15 protein-coding genes are annotated in these 17,912 nt (G+C 60.5%); 5 read left to right on the top strand and 10 right to left on the bottom strand.

Features of this window, described 5'->3' with window-relative positions:
- Positions 1-33: 33 nt before the first annotated feature.
- The 5 genes from pcaF to pcaR all read right to left on the bottom strand — a co-directional run bounded on the left by pcaF (position 34) and on the right by pcaR (position 5,457).
- Complete coding sequence (gene pcaF / locus C9422_RS07335; protein ID WP_178082415.1) at positions 34-1,239, bottom strand: 3-oxoadipyl-CoA thiolase; 1,206 nt, start codon at positions 1,237-1,239, stop codon at positions 34-36.
- A complete protein-coding gene (locus C9422_RS07330) occupies positions 1,236-2,015 on the bottom strand; it encodes a CoA-transferase subunit beta (protein ID WP_007976682.1) in 780 nt (259 codons plus the stop codon). The genes pcaF and C9422_RS07330 overlap by 4 nt, the downstream gene beginning before the upstream one ends.
- Positions 2,015-2,872, bottom strand: a complete 858-nt coding sequence (locus tag C9422_RS07325) for a CoA transferase subunit A (protein ID WP_007976681.1) — start codon at positions 2,870-2,872, stop codon at positions 2,015-2,017. Before C9422_RS07325 ends, C9422_RS07330 begins: the two co-directional genes overlap by 1 nt.
- A gap of 272 nt (positions 2,873-3,144) precedes the next feature.
- Positions 3,145-4,491, bottom strand: coding sequence for an MFS transporter (locus C9422_RS07320; RefSeq protein ID WP_116580169.1), 1,347 nt, complete (start codon positions 4,489-4,491; stop codon positions 3,145-3,147).
- Between the two features lie 123 nt (positions 4,492-4,614).
- The gene (gene pcaR, locus C9422_RS07315) at positions 4,615-5,457 is read right to left on the bottom strand and encodes a pca regulon transcriptional regulator PcaR (protein ID WP_007976676.1); all 843 of its coding nucleotides are present in this window, start codon (positions 5,455-5,457) and stop codon (positions 4,615-4,617) included.
- A gap of 687 nt (positions 5,458-6,144) precedes the next feature.
- Between pcaR and C9422_RS07310 the strand changes: the two genes are divergently transcribed.
- Positions 6,145-6,345: a hypothetical protein gene (locus C9422_RS07310; protein WP_007976673.1), complete on the top strand. Its 201-nt coding sequence runs from the start codon at positions 6,145-6,147 to the stop codon at positions 6,343-6,345.
- Positions 6,346-6,721: 376 nt separating this feature from the next.
- On the top strand, positions 6,722-8,197 hold the full coding sequence (locus C9422_RS07305) for an inorganic phosphate transporter (protein ID WP_007976671.1): 1,476 nt from the start codon (positions 6,722-6,724) through the stop codon (positions 8,195-8,197).
- A 271-nt stretch (positions 8,198-8,468) separates the two neighbouring features.
- Here C9422_RS07305 and ccoM read toward each other — a convergent pair whose 3' ends face one another.
- From ccoM to C9422_RS07295, 3 genes are all read right to left on the bottom strand, one after another.
- Complete coding sequence (gene ccoM, locus C9422_RS32770; protein ID WP_007976669.1) at positions 8,469-8,579, bottom strand: cytochrome c oxidase subunit CcoM; 111 nt, start codon at positions 8,577-8,579, stop codon at positions 8,469-8,471.
- A 145-nt stretch (positions 8,580-8,724) separates the two neighbouring features.
- A complete protein-coding gene (locus C9422_RS32165; RefSeq protein WP_086776977.1) occupies positions 8,725-8,886 on the bottom strand; it encodes a hypothetical protein in 162 nt (53 codons plus the stop codon).
- Positions 8,887-8,986: 100 nt separating this feature from the next.
- A complete protein-coding gene (locus tag C9422_RS07295) occupies positions 8,987-9,328 on the bottom strand; it encodes an aspartate-semialdehyde dehydrogenase (RefSeq protein WP_116580168.1) in 342 nt (113 codons plus the stop codon).
- Positions 9,329-9,546: 218 nt separating this feature from the next.
- Here C9422_RS07295 and rapA point away from each other — a divergent pair, with 218 nt between their 5' ends.
- The gene (gene rapA, locus C9422_RS07290; RefSeq protein WP_116580167.1) at positions 9,547-12,393 is read left to right on the top strand and encodes an RNA polymerase-associated protein RapA; all 2,847 of its coding nucleotides are present in this window, start codon (positions 9,547-9,549) and stop codon (positions 12,391-12,393) included.
- A gap of 141 nt (positions 12,394-12,534) precedes the next feature.
- On the opposite strand, the gene C9422_RS07285 is transcribed toward rapA, so the two are convergent.
- Entirely contained in the window at positions 12,535-13,884 is a 1,350-nt protein-coding gene (locus tag C9422_RS07285) for an MFS transporter (protein WP_116580166.1), read from the bottom strand.
- 268 nt (positions 13,885-14,152) lie between these two features.
- Here C9422_RS07285 and C9422_RS07280 point away from each other — a divergent pair, with 268 nt between their 5' ends.
- Both C9422_RS07280 and C9422_RS07275 read left to right on the top strand, forming a co-directional pair.
- Positions 14,153-14,518: a YkgJ family cysteine cluster protein gene (locus C9422_RS07280; RefSeq protein WP_116580165.1), complete on the top strand. Its 366-nt coding sequence runs from the start codon at positions 14,153-14,155 to the stop codon at positions 14,516-14,518.
- Positions 14,519-14,664: 146 nt separating this feature from the next.
- Complete coding sequence (locus tag C9422_RS07275) at positions 14,665-16,881, top strand: bifunctional diguanylate cyclase/phosphodiesterase (protein WP_305887998.1); 2,217 nt, start codon at positions 14,665-14,667, stop codon at positions 16,879-16,881.
- Here the strand turns inward: C9422_RS07275 and C9422_RS07270 are convergent.
- On the bottom strand, positions 16,838-17,734 hold the full coding sequence (locus tag C9422_RS07270) for an NAD(P)-dependent oxidoreductase (protein WP_116580163.1): 897 nt from the start codon (positions 17,732-17,734) through the stop codon (positions 16,838-16,840). The two genes, C9422_RS07275 and C9422_RS07270, sit on opposite strands and share 44 nt — an antisense overlap.
- Positions 17,735-17,912: the final 178 nt, after the last annotated feature.

The raw sequence follows: 17,912 nt of genomic DNA, 5'->3' as shown, positions 1-17,912 counted from the left end.
CTTTCCTCAGTTCTTGTTAGCCGACAGGGTGTGTCAGACCCGTTCGATTGCCAAAGCCAGGCCCTGGCCGACACCGACGCACATGGTCGCCAGACCTTTCTTGCCACCGGTTTTTTCCAGCTGATGCAACGCCGTCAGCACCAGACGCGCACCGCTCATGCCCAACGGATGGCCCAGGGCAATCGCGCCACCGTTCGGGTTGACCTGGGCGGCATCGTCGGCGATCCCCAGTTCACGCAGCACCGCCAGGCCCTGGCTGGCGAAGGCTTCGTTGAGTTCGATCACGTCGAAATCGCTTACTGCCACGCCGAGGCGCTCGGTCAGTTTGCGCACCGCCGGCACCGGGCCGATGCCCATCACCCGCGGTGCAACACCGGCGCTGGCCATGCCCAGCACTTTGGCGCGGGCGGTCAGACCGTGTTTCTTCACGGCTTCGGCCGAGGCCAGGATCAACGCGGCGGCACCGTCGTTCACACCCGAGGCATTGCCGGCGGTGACGGTTTTGTCCGGGCCGTTGACCGGTTTCAGTTTTGTCAGGGCTTCCAGGGTGGTGTCGGCGCGAGGGTGCTCGTCCTGGCTGACCACGGTCTCGCCTTTCTTGTGGGCAATCCGCACTTCGACGATTTCTTCGGCAAAGAACCCGGCGGCTTGCGCGACGGCAGTGCGCTGCTGGCTGCGCAGGGCAAAGGCGTCCTGATCTTCGCGGGAGACTTTGTAATCGTCGGCCACGTTGTCAGCGGTCTGCGGCATCGCGTCCACGCCGTACTGGGCTTTCATCAACGGGTTGATGAAGCGCCAGCCGATGGTGGTGTCTTCGAGTTTCATGTTGCGCGAGAACGCCGCGTCGGCCTTGCCCATCACGAACGGCGCACGGGACATCGACTCGACGCCGCCGGCAATCGCCAGCTCCATCTCGCCGCTGGCGATGGCGCGGAACGCGGTGCCGATGGCATCCATGCCCGAAGCGCAAAGGCGGTTGAGGGTCACGCCGGGAATGGTTTCCGGAAGCCCCGCCAACAGCAGCGCCATGCGCGCAACGTTGCGGTTGTCTTCGCCGGCCTGGTTGGCGCAGCCGAGGAACACCTCGTCCACGGCGCTCCAGTCCACCGACGGGTTGCGCTCCATCAAGGCCTTGATCGGCACGGCGGCCAGGTCGTCGGCACGCACCGTCGACAGACCACCGCCGAAACGGCCGATGGGGGTACGAATCGCGTCGCAGATATAAACGTCACGCATCACGCTTCTCCGGGGGCTTGGCCGTGGGCCGCTGCAGTACGGGCTTCGAGATCGCGCAGCGCGGTCAGTTCGACGTCGGTCGGCTCGGCGGTGGTTGCAACGCTGTCGGCAAAGCGAATCGCCCAACCGGTGGCGGCGACCACTTGCTCGCGGGTCACGCCCGGGTGCAGTGCAGTGACCACGAACTCATGGGTGCCCGCTTCCGGCTCCATGATGCACAGGTCTGTAATGATGCCGACCGGACCAGCGCCAGGCAGGCCGAGACGCTTGCGCGAATCACCGCCCTCGCCGTGGCCGACCGAGGTAATGAAGTCGAGTTTGTCGACAAAGGAGCGCGCCGACTGCTTGAGGATAATCAACACGCTCTTGGCGGAACCGGCAATCTCCGGCGCGCCACCGGCACCCGGCAGACGCACTTTCGGTGCGTGGTAATCGCCGACCACGGTGGTGTTGATGTTGCCGAAGCGATCGACCTGCGCCGCGCCGAGGAAACCGACGTCGATGCGCCCGCCCTGCAGCCAGTAGCGGAAAATCTCGCCGGTCGGGACCACGGTGTCGGCGGTTTCCGCCAATTCACCGTCACCGATCGACAGCGGCAATACGCTCGGCTTGGCACCGATCGGACCCGATTCGTAGATCAATACCACATCAGGCGAAGACGTCAGGCGCGCCAGGTTGGCCGCTTTCGATGGCAGGCCGATGCCCACGAAGCACACCGAACCGTTCTTCAGGCGGCGAGCGGCGGCGACGGTCATCATTTCATTGGTGGTGTAAGTCATTACTTCGCCTCCGAAGCGGCGGCCAGTTTGGCCTGGAACTCGCTGAAGTCAGCGCTGCCGTGGATGTATTCGTTGATCCACGCGGTGAAGGTTTCACGGTCGCGGGCAATCGGGTCCCAGGCCTGATAGAAGCGGTTGTCGCGTTCGGTGTAACCGTGGGCGTAGGACGGATGCGCACCACCAGGCACATGGCAAACCGCGCTCAAGGCCCAGGTCGGCAACACGCAGGCGTTCATCGGTGCATTCAGGTCGTCGACGATCTCTTCAACGGTGACGATGCAACGCTTGGCGGCCAGTGCGGCTTCTTTCTGCACGCCGAGAATGCCCCAGAGCAGCACGTTGCCTTTGCGGTCGGCTTTCTGCGCATGGATCACGGTGATGTCCGGACGCACCGAAGGTACGGCGGCCAGCACTTCACCGGTGAACGGGCAGGTAACGGACTTGATCAGCGGGTTGACCTTCGGCAGGTCGGAACCGGCGTAGGCTCGCAGCACCGCGAATGGCAAGCCGGAAGCGCCGGCGACGTAGGCATTGGCCAGGTCGGCATGGCTGTGTTCTTCGATTTCCAGCGGGTGCGGCCACTGCTTCTCGACGGCGTCACGCAGGCGATGCAGGGAGCCGACACCGGGGTTGCCACCCCAGGAGAAAATCAGCTTGCGGGCACAACCGGCACCAATCAACTGGTCGTAGATCAGGTCAGGGGTCATCCGCACCAGGGTCAGGTCTTTCTTGCCCTGGCGAATGATTTCGTGACCCGCGGCCGTCGGGATCAGGTGGGTGAAGCCTTCGAGCGCGACCGTATCGCCGTCGTTCACGAATTGCTTCACCGCGTCGTGCAGCGAAAGAATTTCAGCCATTGGGGCAGGCTCCCGTTTGTTGTTAACCGACAGTGGAAGAAGGCGCCGATGCGCAGCGCCGGGATGACTGAAGGTTAAGCCTGTGTAAAACGTCAAACAATCCGATAATCGACTAACCGTTCGATAATCGAACATATTGTTGCCTGACTATCTTTATCGGTGCCCCCCAAAAGATCGCAGCCTGCGGCAGCTCCTACAGGTGTATGAATTCCCCTGTAGGAGCTGCCGCAGGCTGCGATCTTTTCTGGCTACACCCCTATTTCAACGCCGAATCAGGTCGCATCCGCATGACTGACCATGCCCTTGATCACGACGGCTGTGGTCGCCAGCGCCGCCGGAATCACCAGTGCCGTCAGCACTTGCTCGAAGTTCCAGCCCAGCCCCAGCAGGGTCGCGCCCATCCACGCCCCGAGGATGGCGCCGAAGCGGCCGATCCCGAGCATCCACGACACACCGGTGGCCCGCCCCTGAGTCGGGTAAAAACGTGCCGCCAGTGACGGCATCGCCGATTGCGCACCGTTGACACACATCCCCGCCACCAGCACCAGCGTCGCCAGTATTGTGATGTTGCCCAGGCTCTGCCCCACCGCGTAGGCAAACACCCCGGCCAGCAGGTAGAAAATGCCGATGACCTTGTGCGGATTGAACCGGTCCATCGCCCAGCCCACGCCCACCGCACTCAGCACGCCACCGAACTGGAACAACGCGCCGATGAAAGCGGCCTGTTCCATGCTCGCGCCACTGTCGCGCATCAGCGTCGGCAGCCAGCTGGTCAGCAGGTAGACGATCACCAGGCCCATGAAGTAGGTCAGCCACAGCAGCAAGGTGCCGACGCTGTAGGTGCCGGAAAAGATCACCGCAAACACATTGCGCGCCTTCACGGTCTTCTGTTCCGGCACGCTGAAGCTGGACGCCTGGGCCACCACCGTCGGGTCAATCGGCGCCAGTGTCTTGCGTACCTTGTCCGTACCGCGGTTACGCACCACCAGGTAACGCGCCGACTCCGGCAGCCAGAACAGTAATACGACGGCGAGGATCAGCGGCAGGACTCCGCCGATCAGCAACAGGCTGTGCCAGCCAAAGGCCGGAATGAGCTTGGCCGAGATAAAGCCGCCGCCGGCCATGCCGAGGTTGAAACCGCAGAACATGCTGGTCACCAGCAAGGACTTCTTGCGCTCCGGGGTGTACTCCGACAGCAGGGTCGTGGCGTTCGGCATGCCGGCGCCCAGGCCCAGCCCGGTTAAAAAGCGCAACACCAGCAATTGCTCGACGTTGGTGCTGTAGGCCGAAGCCAGGCTGAAGGCACCGAACAACAACACCGCCCCGACCAGTACGACTTTTCGTCCAAAGCGGTCAGCCAATGGCCCGGAGCCCAGAGCACCAAAGACCATGCCGATCAGAGCCGCGCTCATCACCGGACCGAGGCTGGCGCGATCGATTCCCCAATCCTGCGACAGAGCCGGCGCAATGAATCCCATGGCCGCGGTATCGAGGCCGTCGAGAAAGACAATCAGGAAACACAGGATGACTACCCGCCACTGGTAGCGCGAAATGGGCTGAGCATTGATGAAGGACTGCACGTCAAGGCAGTTTCCTACAGCAGACTGGGGCTGGTTCATTATTTTTATTCCGTGGATCACAGTCGAAAGGGGCCAGCCGGGGCTGACGCAGACGCGACAGTAATGACCCACAGGAAACAGCGTCAATTCGCCAAACGTAACTCTGTGCGTTTATCGAACAGCTTAGGTAAACAGTTGGCTACTGAGGTCGCGGCTGGCACTCAGCAGGCCAGGCAAGAAGCGTTGTTCCAGCTCGTTACGACTGACTCGCCCGGCGTGGGTGCTGACATTGAGGGCCGCGACCACCTGGCCGGAGGCGTCGTACACCGGGACGGCAATTGAGCGCAGTCCCTGCTCAAGTTCCTGGTCGACAATGCACCAGCCTTGCTGTCGGACCTCTTGCAGGCATTCGAGCAATGCCTCGGGGGTGTGAATCGTGCGACTCGTCTTGGCCTGCAGTTCGGCGTGCTCCAGGTATTCGCCCAGCGACGTGTCATCCAGTGCAGCCAGCAGGATCCGCCCCATTGACGTGCAATAGGCCGGCAGGCGCCCACCCACCGACAGGTCCACCGAAATCAGGCGCTGGGTGGTCGCGGAGCGGGCGATGTACAGAATGTCGTCACCTTCCAGCGTGGCCATGTTGCAGGCCTCGTGCAGCTGTTCGCTCATGCGGTCCAGGTAAGGCTGGGCGGAAACCGCCAGCGGCGTTGATGACACATAGGCATGGCCGAGGGTCAGCACTTTGGGCAGCAACGAGTAGGTGCGGCCGTCGGTGGTGGCGTAGCCGAGTTTGATCAGGGTGTGCAGGCAACGGCGCACGGCGGCGCGGGGAATTTCCGTGCGGTGGCTGATCTGGGCGATGGTCAGGTGCCGTTTGCGTTCCTGGAACGCTTGCACCACAGCCAGGCCACGGGCCAGGGACGTCATGAAATCCGGGTCGCCGGTCAGTGCCTGGATCCGTTTGGCCGGCGAGGCAACGATGGGGGGAGCCACTGAAGCGAAGGAATTGCGCATTTGATCGTTCATACAAGGTCCTTTTACCCACTCGGATCAGCGACTATTACAAAGGGCTACCGCCTGACGCTCAAGCCCGGCCCGTCAACTCCGGGCGATTATCGAACGCTCGACCGATAATCGCAATCAGCCGTGCCAATCAGCCCGTCCGCTGATGTCCGGTTTTTCGCTGGATCACCAACTCGTTTACAGCCGATCGACCCAGGAATTAATGAGGCATTCTAAATACCGTAACTTGTTCGACTTAATGGCGTCAGAAAGGCATCGCAGCAATCAGGATCAGTCGACGTTCTAGTAGAACGTAAAATTCCGCACAACAAAACTGCGCCCCCAAGACCGGCTTTTAACTCTTTGGAGATAGTGTTCTTCAAATAGGCCGCTATAATACAATTCAGTAGCACTCCGGTTTTTTTACTTGCCGGACCTGCTACCCGGCAATGCGATGTTCCATCTCCGTTGCCCGTTGCAAGCGCCAGAACTGCATTGCACTGCCTTGCCAGTGCGCTTGCTGAAACAGGAAACTGAAGCTACGTCAGCTGTTTATCTCTGGTGCCGTGGCCGCCTGTGACATGGAAGTATTGATCCCGGTTGTCGCCAAAACGATGTCTTGACGGGCATTGCCCATTCGACGGACGTGATCAATCGATTTGATGCAGCGCGTTTTCACCAGAATTTATCCCAACTCAATCAGGTAGCACTGTGACGAAAGACGAACTGCGCGCGGAACTAGAGCGCCAGGAACAACGCTACAAGGAAGTTTACGGCGGAGAAGTCACCACTTACGCCGCTCAACCCGAACCGGAACGTAAACCCTGGCGTAAACGCGCCACCGTTCAGGATCAGGTTTTCCAGCAAGAACTTGAAAAGATGGAAAAGGAACTCAAAGCCGAAGAGCCATGACTGCTTCGGCCTGAACCTTACAAGGATCTGGCTCTGCACCTGTTAAAAGCGGGATGTAGAGAGGTCGCCTTGCGCGCCCGCTACGAGCGGGCTGCGGCCACTGCCCTCCCCGGATGAAGGCAGATTTTGATATCTGACGTATTTCTCAGATATTTCTTACAGGCATTCGACCCCATCCTTCAGCGGTGCGAATCCCTTGCCGCGGCGATCTTTTCAAGAAAAATCAACAAGTTAAAAAACACAGCAAAACCCTTGGGCTTTGGGTGCCGCGGCAAAAAAATTCGTTGAAGAATGTTACCGATGAGCAGCTAGTGCATTGATTAGCAGTCTTTTCTGGCATAATCGCGCCCCCTTATGACCGGGTCAGAAAACCTTCATGATCGATTTATTCAGCGGACTGGATGCTTGGGTGCTTGTGAGCCTCTTGCTCGCCCTGGCCTTTGTCCTCGCCTTCGAGTTCATCAACGGCTTTCATGACACTGCTAACGCGGTGGCCACCGTTATCTACACCAAAGCCATGCCGCCTCACCTGGCGGTGTTTTTCTCAGGAGTGTTCAACTTCCTCGGCGTGCTGCTGGGCGGGGTCGGCGTGGCGTATGCCATCGTCCACCTGCTGCCGGTAGAACTGCTGATCAATGTGAACACCGGTCACGGACTGGCCATGGTGTTCTCGTTGCTCGCCGCCGCCATTACCTGGAACCTGGGCACCTGGTACTTCGGTATTCCCGCTTCCAGTTCCCACACGCTGATCGGTTCGATCCTCGGTGTCGGCCTGGCCAATGCCCTGATCAACGATATTCCGTTGGCCGACGGCGTGAACTGGCAAAAGGCGATCGATATCGCCATGTCACTGGTGTTCTCGCCAATGGCAGGTTTCCTGATCGCCGCGTTGATCCTGATCGGCCTTAAATGGTGGCGTCCACTGTCGAAGATGCACAAGACACCGGAACAGCGCCGCAAGATCGACGACAAGAAGCATCCGCCGTTCTGGAATCGCCTGGTACTGGTGATCTCGGCCATGGCCGTGAGTTTCGTGCACGGTTCCAACGATGGCCAGAAAGGTATCGGCCTGATCATGCTGGTCCTGATCGGTATCGTGCCGGCGCAGTTCGTCCTCGACCTGAACAGCACGACCTATCAGATCGAGCGCACCCGCGACGCCACGCTGCACCTGAGCCAGTTCTACCAGCGCAACTCGGAAACCCTGGGCGAGTTCCTGGCCCTGGGCAAGAGCGTGGAAGGCGATCTGCCGGAGAAATTCCGTTGCAACCCGCAACAGACCGAACCGACCATCACCGCCCTGCTCGGTACCCTCAAGGGTGTAGCCGACTACCACTCGCTGCCGTCGGAAAGCCGCATCGAAGTACGTCGTTACCTGCTATGCCTCGACGACACGGCGAAGAAGGTCAGCAAATTGCCAACCCTCGGCGCCCGTGAAAAGGCGGACCTGGACAAGCTGCGCAAAGACCTGACCACTACCACTGAATATGCCCCGTTCTGGGTGATTCTGGCAGTGGCGCTGGCCCTGGGCCTGGGCACCATGGTTGGCTGGAAACGCGTGGTACTGACCATTGGCGAGAAGATCGGCAAGCAAGGCATGACGTACTCTCAAGGTATGTCGGCGCAGATCACCACCGCCAGCCTGATCGGCCTGGCGAACATCTTCAGCCTGCCGGTTTCCACCACCCACGTGCTGTCCTCGGGCGTGGCGGGCACCATGGTCGCCAATAAAAGCGGCCTGCAAGGCGGCACCGTCAGAACCATCCTGATGGCCTGGGTATTGACCCTGCCAGCCACCGTGGCCCTGTCGGCCGGGTTGTTCTGGCTCGCTTCGAAGGCGCTTGGCAGCTGACAGGCAGCCAAACCAAAAAAGGCGCGTTCCGCAAGGAACGCGCCTTTTTTATTGCCATAATTGTCGCCACACCACAAATCATTGTGGGAGCGAGCTTGCTCGCGATAGCGGCCTTGCAGTCAATATAGATGCTGAATGTTATGGCCTCATCGCGAGCAAGCTCGCTCCCACAGGGTTTGCGTGTATCGATAGAGTTTTACAGGCAAAAAAAAGGGCAACCGAAGTTGCCCAAAATGCCTTGCGTGCTCATTACATCCGGAAAGAACTACGGTTACTTCCGCTTGTGCGAATCCTTCCAGATAAAAAGTCCGAACCCTGCAAAAAACACAAACATGAGGCTGACAGTCAGCACTCCGGCGATCACCACGTTGTCGAAAAACATGACGCGTCTCCTGCACTTGCCCTGTTGCGATAGAGCCAAGTTAACCAAACGGGCAGGAGAGAATATTGACCGGGATCAATGTCGCCCGAGACTGGGCAAGAGGAAGGGGAAAGTTTGACCCGCATCAATGAATGCGGGGGGAGGATCAGCGTTTTTTCGGTTTGTTTTTCGGCTTTTTCTTTACCTTGCCCAACGGCATGGCTTGTTCGAACGCCTGGCGAACTTCATTGAGCCGTTTGTCATTGAGGTCATGAACACGCTTGGCGCGTTCCGCGTTGAGGTCAATCAATTTGTCGTCTTGGCTCATGGCAGTCAGTGCATCGCTTGAAATGAGTTTCAGCCGCCGTGGCGTTCGGCAACCCTGCGCCAATAATGCGGCCTGACGACCGCGCTGACCAGCCGTGTGCTCAAATCTCGATGTCGACCCACAGCCCCTGCCGCGGTTGATCTTCCATCAACGGCGCCACCGGCACTGTGTTGTCGGCATTGAGTTCATCCCCGGGAATCGCCAGGTGCGCCTCGGGATCATGATCAGCCTCGTGGCGACGCCGTTCCTGCTCCTGCCTGCGGCGCTGCTCCTCGCGCAGCAACAGCCCGTCCTCTTCAGGATTGCGCTTTTGCAGGTCGATGGTGCTTTCACTGGAGCTTTCCTGCACCGGCACCACCGGTGGAATATCCGGGCGCTGGCGGATCGGATCAGTCTGTGAAGTGATCGGCACGGCACTCAAGGGGAGCATCGGTGGCAGCATGGTTTTCAGTCTCCTGTCAGCAAGGTTTCGGCTGCGGGGATGGCGACTTGAGCCATCGGTCGCAAACTGTGACCCAATTGGCACTCATTAGTGCACTGAGCGGCGCGTCATGCACAGGTGGGCTAACGTTTGACTGTGAGTTTTTCTGAGAGTCCTTTGGCCCTGAAGCCCTCATTCCGTTAAGATAGCCGGCTTTTTCAAGGTGGGAGTCAGGCAGCATGGCGCAGCAGTATCAACCGGGGCAACGCTGGATCAGTGACAGCGAAGCCGAGCTGGGTTTAGGCACCGTTCTGGCACAGGACGGCCGCTTGTTGACCGTGCTCTACCCGGCCACTGGCGACACCCGCCAGTACGCGCTACGGAATGCGCCTCTGACCCGCGTGCGATTTTCGCCGGGTGACTCCATCACTCACTTCGAAGGCTGGAAGCTGACCGTCCGCGAAGTCGATGACATCGATGGCCTGCTGGTTTACCACGGCCTCAACGGGCAGAACGAAGTGGTCACCCTGCCGGAAACCCAACTGTCGAACTTCATCCAGTTCCGCCTGGCCAGCGACCGTCTGTTCGCCGGCCAGATCGACCCGCTGGCCTGGTTCTCCCTGCGTTATCACACCCTGGAACACACCAGTCGCCAGTTGCAGTCCTCTCTCTGGGGCCTGGGCGGCGTGCGTGCGCAACCGATCGCGCACCAGTTGCACATTGCCCGCGAAGTCGCCGACCGTATCGCGCCGCGGGTTCTGCTGGCCGACGAAGTGGGCCTGGGTAAAACCATCGAAGCCGGCCTGGTGATCCATCGCCAGTTGCTTTCGGGCCGCGCCAGCCGTGTGCTGATCCTGGTTCCGGAGAACCTGCAGCACCAGTGGCTGGTCGAGATGCGTCGCCGCTTCAACCTGCAGGTCGCGCTGTTCGACGAAGAGCGCTTCATCGAAAGCGATGCCAGCAACCCGTTCGAAGACACCCAACTCGCGCTGGTAGCGCTTGAGTGGCTGGTGGACGACGAGAAAGCCCAGGACGCACTGTTCGCGGCGGGCTGGGATTTGATGGTGGTCGACGAGGCGCACCACCTGGTGTGGCACGAAGACCAGGTGAGCCCTGAATACTCGCTGGTCGAACAACTCGCCGAAACCATCCCCGGCGTCCTGCTGCTGACCGCCACCCCGGAACAACTGGGCCAGGACAGCCACTTCGCCCGTCTGCGCCTGCTCGACCCGAACCGTTTCCATGACTTGCAAGCCTTCCGCGCCGAGAGCGAAAACTATCGCCCGGTAGCCGAAGCCGTTCAGGAGTTGCTGGATCAGGGACGCCTGTCGCCGCAAGCCCACAAGACCATCCACGGTTTCCTCGGCAACGAAGGCGAAGCCCTGTTGGCCGCCGTCAACGATGGCGACACCGAAGCCAGCGCGCGCCTGGTGCGCGAATTGCTCGACCGTCACGGCACCGGCCGCGTGCTGTTCCGCAACACCCGCGCCGCCGTGCAAGGCTTCCCGGAACGCAAGTTGCACCCGTACCCGCTGCCGTGCCCGGACGAATACCTCGAACTGCCGCTGGGCGATCACGCCGAGCTGTACCCGGAAGTCAGCTTCCAGGCCCAGCCGGACGCCAGCGAAGAAGTGCGCTGGTGGAAATTCGATCCGCGGGTCGAGTGGCTGATCGATCAGTTGAAGATGCTCAAGCGCACCAAAGTGCTGGTGATCTGCGCCCACGCCGAAACCGCCATGGACCTGGAAGACGCCCTGCGCGTGCGTTCCGGCATCCCGGCCACGGTGTTCCATGAAGGCATGAACATCCTCGAGCGTGACCGCGCCGCCGCCTACTTCGCCGACGAAGAGTTTGGCGCGCAAGTGCTGATCTGCTCGGAAATCGGCAGTGAAGGCCGCAACTTCCAGTTCTCCCATCACCTGGTGCTGTTCGACCTGCCGTCCCACCCGGACCTGCTGGAACAACGTATCGGTCGACTGGACCGGATCGGCCAGAAGCACATCATCGAACTGCACGTGCCGTACCTGGAAACCAGCCCGCAAGAGCGCCTGTTCCAGTGGTACCACGAAGCGCTGAACGCATTCCTCAACACCTGCCCGACCGGCAACGCCTTGCAGCACCAGTTCGGCCCGCGCCTGCTGCCGCTGCTCGAAGAAGCCGACGATGGCGAGTGGCAAGCGCTGATCGACGAAGCCCGCACCGAGCGTGAGCGCCTGGAAGCCGAGCTGCACACCGGCCGTGACCGTTTGCTGGAGCTGAACTCCGGTGGTGCGGGCGAAGGCGATGCACTGGTGGAAGATATCCTTGAGCAGGACGACCAGTTCGCGCTGCCGATCTACATGGAAACCCTGTTTGACGCCTTCGGCATCGACAGCGAAGACCATTCGGAAAACGCCCTGATCCTCAAGCCGAGCGAAAAAATGCTCGACGCCAGCTTCCCGCTGGGTGACGACGAAGGCGTGACCATTACTTACGACCGCAACCAGGCGCTGTCTCGCGAAGACATGCAATTCATTACCTGGGAGCACCCGATGGTGCAGGGCGGCATGGATCTGGTGCTGTCCGGTTCCATGGGCAACACCGCCGTGGCGCTGATCAAGAACAAGGCGCTGAAGCCGGGCACCGTGTTGCTGGAACTGCTGTACGTCAGCGAAGTGGTTGCCCCGCGCTCGCTGCAACTGGGCCGCTACCTGCCGCCGGCTGCCCTGCGCTGCCTGCTCGATACCAACGGCAACGACCTGTCCGCCCGCGTGTCGTTCGAAACCCTGAACGACCAGCTCGAAAGCGTGCCACGTGCCAGCGCCAACAAGTTCATCCAGGCCCAGCGCGACCAGTTGACGCCACGGATCAACGCCGGTGAAGCGAAGATCCTGCCGCGCCACACTGAACGTGTCGCCGAGGCGCAACGTCGCCTGGCCGCCGATACCGACGAAGAACTGGCGCGCCTGACCGCTTTGCAAGCGGTCAACCCGACCGTGCGCGACAGCGAACTGGTGGCTCTGCGCAAACAACGCGAGCAAGGCCTGGCCATGCTCGACAAGGCTGCGCTGCGACTGGAAGCGATTCGGGTGTTGGTGGCGGGTTAACAACCCTCCTCCACCGCTATAAAAAGAAGGCCCGCAGTGATGCGGGCCTTCTTTTTTGGATCAAAATCAAGAGATCGCAGCCTTCGGCAGCTCCTACGCTAATCCTCTGTAGGAGCTGCCGAAGGCTGCGATCTTTTGATCTTAAGCAGTCACCACAGAACCTCCAGGCTCACCCACCGCCACCAACCCTTCCTTCATCCGCTTGGCATCGCGCACAAAACACTGCGAAGCCAGGAACAGAAACACCACGGTAAGCAACAGCGCCACCGGAATCAGGTACATCGCGTCATGCAGGCCAACCGCCTTGAACGCTTCGGTCATCTGCTCGGCGCCGGCGGCGAGCATCGCCGTGTGGGCGAAGTGATCGGACAAGGCCCCGACCACCACCGGCCCCAGGCCACCGCCCAACAGGTACAACCCGGCGAAGAACAGCGCCATGGCCGTCGCCCGCAAGCGCGGCTCGACCACGTCCTGAATCGCCGTGTAAACGCAGGTATAGAAGTTGTAGGCGAACAGCCAGCCGACACTGAATACGGCGACGAACACACCGATCTCGATTCGCCCGGCATGCAGCGCCCACGCGGTGCAGACCGTCGAGATCACCAGGCTGAAGGCGGCAAACAATAGCCGCCCGTTGGCGACCCGCTGGTGAATCTTGTCGGCGACCCAGCCGCCGAGGGTCAGGCCGACCAAACCGGTCACACCGACAATAACTCCGGTCGCCACTGCGGCTTCCTGCAACGGCATGAGGAAGTAGCGTTGCAGCATCGGCACCAGAAACGAATTGCAGGCATAGGTGGCGAAGTTGAAACAGAGGCCCGCCATCACCAGCCACAGGAAGGTTGGTACGGCCAGTACCCGACGGATCGGTCGATCGATCTTTGCCTGCGACACCTGAACGCTCTCGGCGGCGCCGCGTTTCGGTTCCCTGATGAAAAACATGAAGATCGCCAGGATCAACCCGGGCACCGCCGCGATAAAGAACGGCGCGCGCCAGCTATCGAAGGCCTTGACCATCGCACCGATGGTGAAGAACGCCAGCAACAGCCCCAACGGCAGCCCCAGCATGAAGATGCCCATGGCCCGTGCCCGGCGGTGCGCCGGAAACAAGTCGCCGATCAGCGAGTTGGCGGCTGGCGCGTAACTGGCCTCGCCGATGCCGACGCCCATGCGCACGATCAGGAAGCTCCAGAAACTGCCCACCATGCCGTTGACGGCCGTCAACCCGCTCCACACCGCGAGTCCCCAGCCCATCAGCTTGCTGCGCGAGCCGGTATCGGCCATGCGCCCCAGCGGCAAGCCGGCAATGGCGTAGACGATGGTGAATGCCGTACCGATGATCCCCAACTGGAAATCACTGAGGTGCCACTCCATGCGAATGGGCTCGATGATGATGGCCGGGATGGTGCGGTCGAAAAAATTGAACAGGTTGGCCAGGAACAACAGGAACAGGATGCGCCAGGCATTGGCCGCTTGGGTCGAGTTCTGCATGGGTCCGTCTCTTTTATTGTTTTTGGGGCGTCACTGCCCCCGGACTTTGCAATCTAGACAGGCCGGCCACACCTGTCTTTCATTATTCGCCAGGCTGATACCTGCCCATGGTGCACAACCTGTGGGAGCTTTCGCAGGCCGGGTATTTCGCAGCTCGTCCGGCCGATGAAAAATACCTCTCGCCCCCCCTTCCCAAGCTGTTGCCGAAGCCTAGAATAGCGGCCTTGATTCCCCCCTGTGTCTCCACTCCTCCTTACGATAATCGCCCATGTCCGAAGCCAGTCCGTGTCTGAATTGCGGTGCCTGCTGTTCTCATTTTCGCGTGTCATTTTTCTGGGGTGAGTGCGCCTCGTCCGGGGGGACGGTACCCGATGAGCTTGTCGAGCAGATCAGCCCCAGCCGGGTCGCGATGATCGGCACTGGCTGCAAACCCGTGCGCTGCACCAGCCTGGTTGGAGAGGTGGGCAGTACGGTGCAGTGCTCGATTTACGAAAAGCGCTCCAGCACCTGCCGGGAGTTCGATGCTTCATGGGTTGATGGCCAGGCCAATCCCGATTGCGACGCAGCCCGTGCCGCCTTCGGCTTGCCGGCCCTGCAACCGCTGTTCGAGACGCCTCAGAAGCAAATCGCCTAAGTAATAGCACCAATCGCTATTAGATTAATGTCAAAATATTTGGCACCAATGTGCCACTACCGCTTGCGCTCCATCCATGCCCTCTATACTCCATGACATTCGCTGGCGCTCTTGCACCGGCCCGAGGGATAACGATGGGGCATGCTATGGAGTGGCTTGGTCTGCATTTCATTACCGAGCTACCAGAGAGTGGGCAGGTCATACTCAATTGCACACATGACCCTTTTCTGGTGCTGCTGGCTTATCTGGTCGCCTGTGTCGGCTGTTTCGCGACACTGGACATGGCCGAACGGGTGGCCCACGCGGAAAAAACCGCGTCCCAAACGCGCTGGCGCTGGGTGGGTAGCGGCTGCCTGGCGGGCGGTATCTGGGCCATGCACTTCGTCGGGATGCTGGCATTCCAGGCGCCTGTCGACCTTCACTACCAACTGCCCGTCACGGTGTTCTCGCTAACCATCGCGCTGCTCGCTGCGTGGCTGGCCATGCATACCCTCAGCCTTCCCGATCTGAGCTTTCGACAGTGCCTCAAGGCTTCGATCGGGATCGGCCTGGGTATCGCGACCATGCATTACGTGGGCATGACGGCGATGCACTCCAGCGCTTCGGTCTATTACCATCCGGGCCTGTTTGCCCTTTCCATCGCGATCGCGATCGGTGCCGCGCTGGCAGCCCTGTTGCTGGCCTGGTATCTGCGCAACGGCGCCGGCATGCTGCATCAGCTTTTCAAATACTGCGCCAGCCTGCTGCTCGGGGCAGGCATCCTCAGCATGCACCTCACCGCCATGGCCGCCTTGAATCTGGTGTTGCCCAACGACAGCCTGCCAGTGCAAACCGGCGAACACAGCCATATGCAACTGGCGTTGACCGTGACGGTCATGACCCTGCTGATCATCGGGAGCAGCATCAGCGCGGCACTGGCGGACAAGAAACTGCAACACAAGGACCACGACCTGCAGCGGGTCAACTCCCTGCTCAGCCAACTGGACCAGGCGCGCATGTCGCTGCAGCAGGTGGCGCACTACGACGCGCTGACCAACCTGATCAACCGTCGCGGGTTCAACCAGATCTTCGCCGAAAAACTCATCGAGAAAACCAACGAAGGCGGGATGCTGGCAGTCCTGTTCCTGGACATCGACCATTTCAAGCGGATCAACGACAGCCTTGGCCACGATGCCGGAGACGAACTGCTCAAGGTGCTTGCCGCGCACATCAAGAGCTCGGTTCGCAGTCACGAGGATGTGGTCGCACGCTTCGGTGGCGACGAGTTCTGCCTGCTCATCGACCTGCATGATCGTGACGAAGCGCGACAGTTGGCCCAACGCATCATGCTGAAAATGAAGGAGCCCATCGAACTGGCTGGCCGGCGCATGGTGATGACCACCAGCATCGGTATCAGCCTGTTTCCGGAAGACGGCAAGACGTGTGAGGAACTGTTGAAGAACGCCGACCTCGCGCTGTATCAGTCCAAGGGCAGCGGCCGCAACGGGTTGAATTTTTTCAGTGCCAACCTGAAAACCCGCGCCACCCTCGAGCTGCAACTGGAAGAAGAGTTGCGCCACGCACTGCGTGAAGACACCGGCCTGATGCTCTATTACCAGCCGATCTATGACCTCAAGACGGGTCAGGTCAGCAAGCTCGAAGCCTTGATCCGCTGGCAACACCCGGTCCACGGATTCCTCGCGCCGGATCGCTTTATCGCCATCGCCGAGGCCAATGGCCTGATCGCCGAACTGGACAACTGGGTGCTGCGCAAGGCCTGCGAAGATCTGGGCGAGCTGTCGCGCCAAGGCTGTGAAGACCTCAAGATCGCCGTGAACTGTTCGCCCCTGAACCTGGCGCGCGAAGAACTGGCCGATGAGATCGAGTACGCATTACGGGCCGCCGGTGTCGAGCCCCATCGGCTGGAACTGGAAGTCACCGAAAACGCCTTGATGGGCAATATCGCCAACACACTGGTGTTGCTGCGGCAGATACGCGCCCTCGGCGTATCGCTGTCGATCGATGATTTCGGCACCGGCTATTCCTCCCTGGCCTACCTAAAGCGCTTGCCGCTCAACACGCTGAAAATCGATCGCTCGTTCATTCAGGACATTCCCAAGGCAACCCAGGACATGGAAATTGTCCAGGCCATTATCGTCATGGCCCATACCCTGCAACTGCAAGTGGTCACCGAAGGGGTCGAGACCTTCGAGCAATACCAGTTCCTGGAAGAGCATGGCTGTGACTTCGTTCAGGGCTATTTGCTCAGTCGGCCAGTGCCACTGACCGAGTTACTCCCGGTGCTGAACGAAATCAACCAGCGCAAGCACACCTACACCGTCACGGCGTTGAGTCTGGCTCACGGTACATCTGCACTAATGTAGACGGGTCCTTTTCAAGGAAACCCTGGCTCCCGTGCAGGCGCATCATTTGCGCGGCCAGACCGGTGATCGGTGTCGACGAGCCCTGCTCACGGGAAAACTTCACCGCGGCATCCAGATCCTTGAGCAAGGTGCGCACGTGCCACTTGACCGGTTCGAAACGGTTTTCAGCCATCTGCGGGGCCAGGAACTGCAAGGGCCTGGAATCGGCAAAGCCGCCGGCCAGCGCTTCGGCGATCAGGCTTGCATCAACCCCGGAACGCTCCGCCAGCGCGACCACTTCGGCGATCACCAATGCATTGCAGGCAACGATCATCTGATTGCACGCCTTGGTCACCTGCCCCGCCCCGACACCGCCCATGTGTGTCACACGTTGCCCCAGGCTCAACAGGACAGGCCGGACCCGTTCCAGATCCTGTGCGCCACCGCCGACCATGATTGCCAGGCTTCCCGCTTCTGCACCGACCACGCCACCGGACACCGGCGTGTCGAGCCAGCCCATGCCGGTTCTGCCGGCGAGGTCTGCGGCCATCTCCCGCGTGGCGTTAGGCTCCAGGCTGGAAAAGTCCACCAGCAGCTGGCCTTTTCTTGCCCCCTCGACAATGCCCGCCGGACCAAACACTACCTCGCGCACGACCGCCGTATCCGCCAGGCACAACATCACCACGTCAGCGTGCTGGCACAGTTCGGCCGGGCTGGCGACCTGGCGTGCGCCAGCCTCGACCAGAGGTTTGCACTTGTCCGGATTGCGATTCCATACCGCCAGCGGATACCCCGCGGCCAGCAGTCGCCGGCACATCGGCAACCCCATCAGGCCGATCCCGGCAAACCCCAGCGAAGGTAGTGTTGACATCATTTAGCCTCCTTTTGATTAAAGATCGCCAAATACTGGCCGATTCATCATGACTTGGGAAAGGATTCCCCCCGAGCAATGCTCAGGCCAAAGACCAAGGCATGGTCCAGGTGCGCGCTGAAAAAAGACGCGATTCCACTCCGTGACGGGTCGACGACAGAGAGTCGGCCAACCAATCAGC

It is taken from the genome of Pseudomonas sp. B1(2018) (assembly GCF_003097365.1).
GTDB lineage: Bacteria > Pseudomonadota > Gammaproteobacteria > Pseudomonadales > Pseudomonadaceae > Aquipseudomonas > Aquipseudomonas laurylsulfatiphila.
The sequence above is the reverse complement of the archived record's forward strand: the minus strand, read 5'-3'. Positions and strand labels throughout refer to the sequence as shown.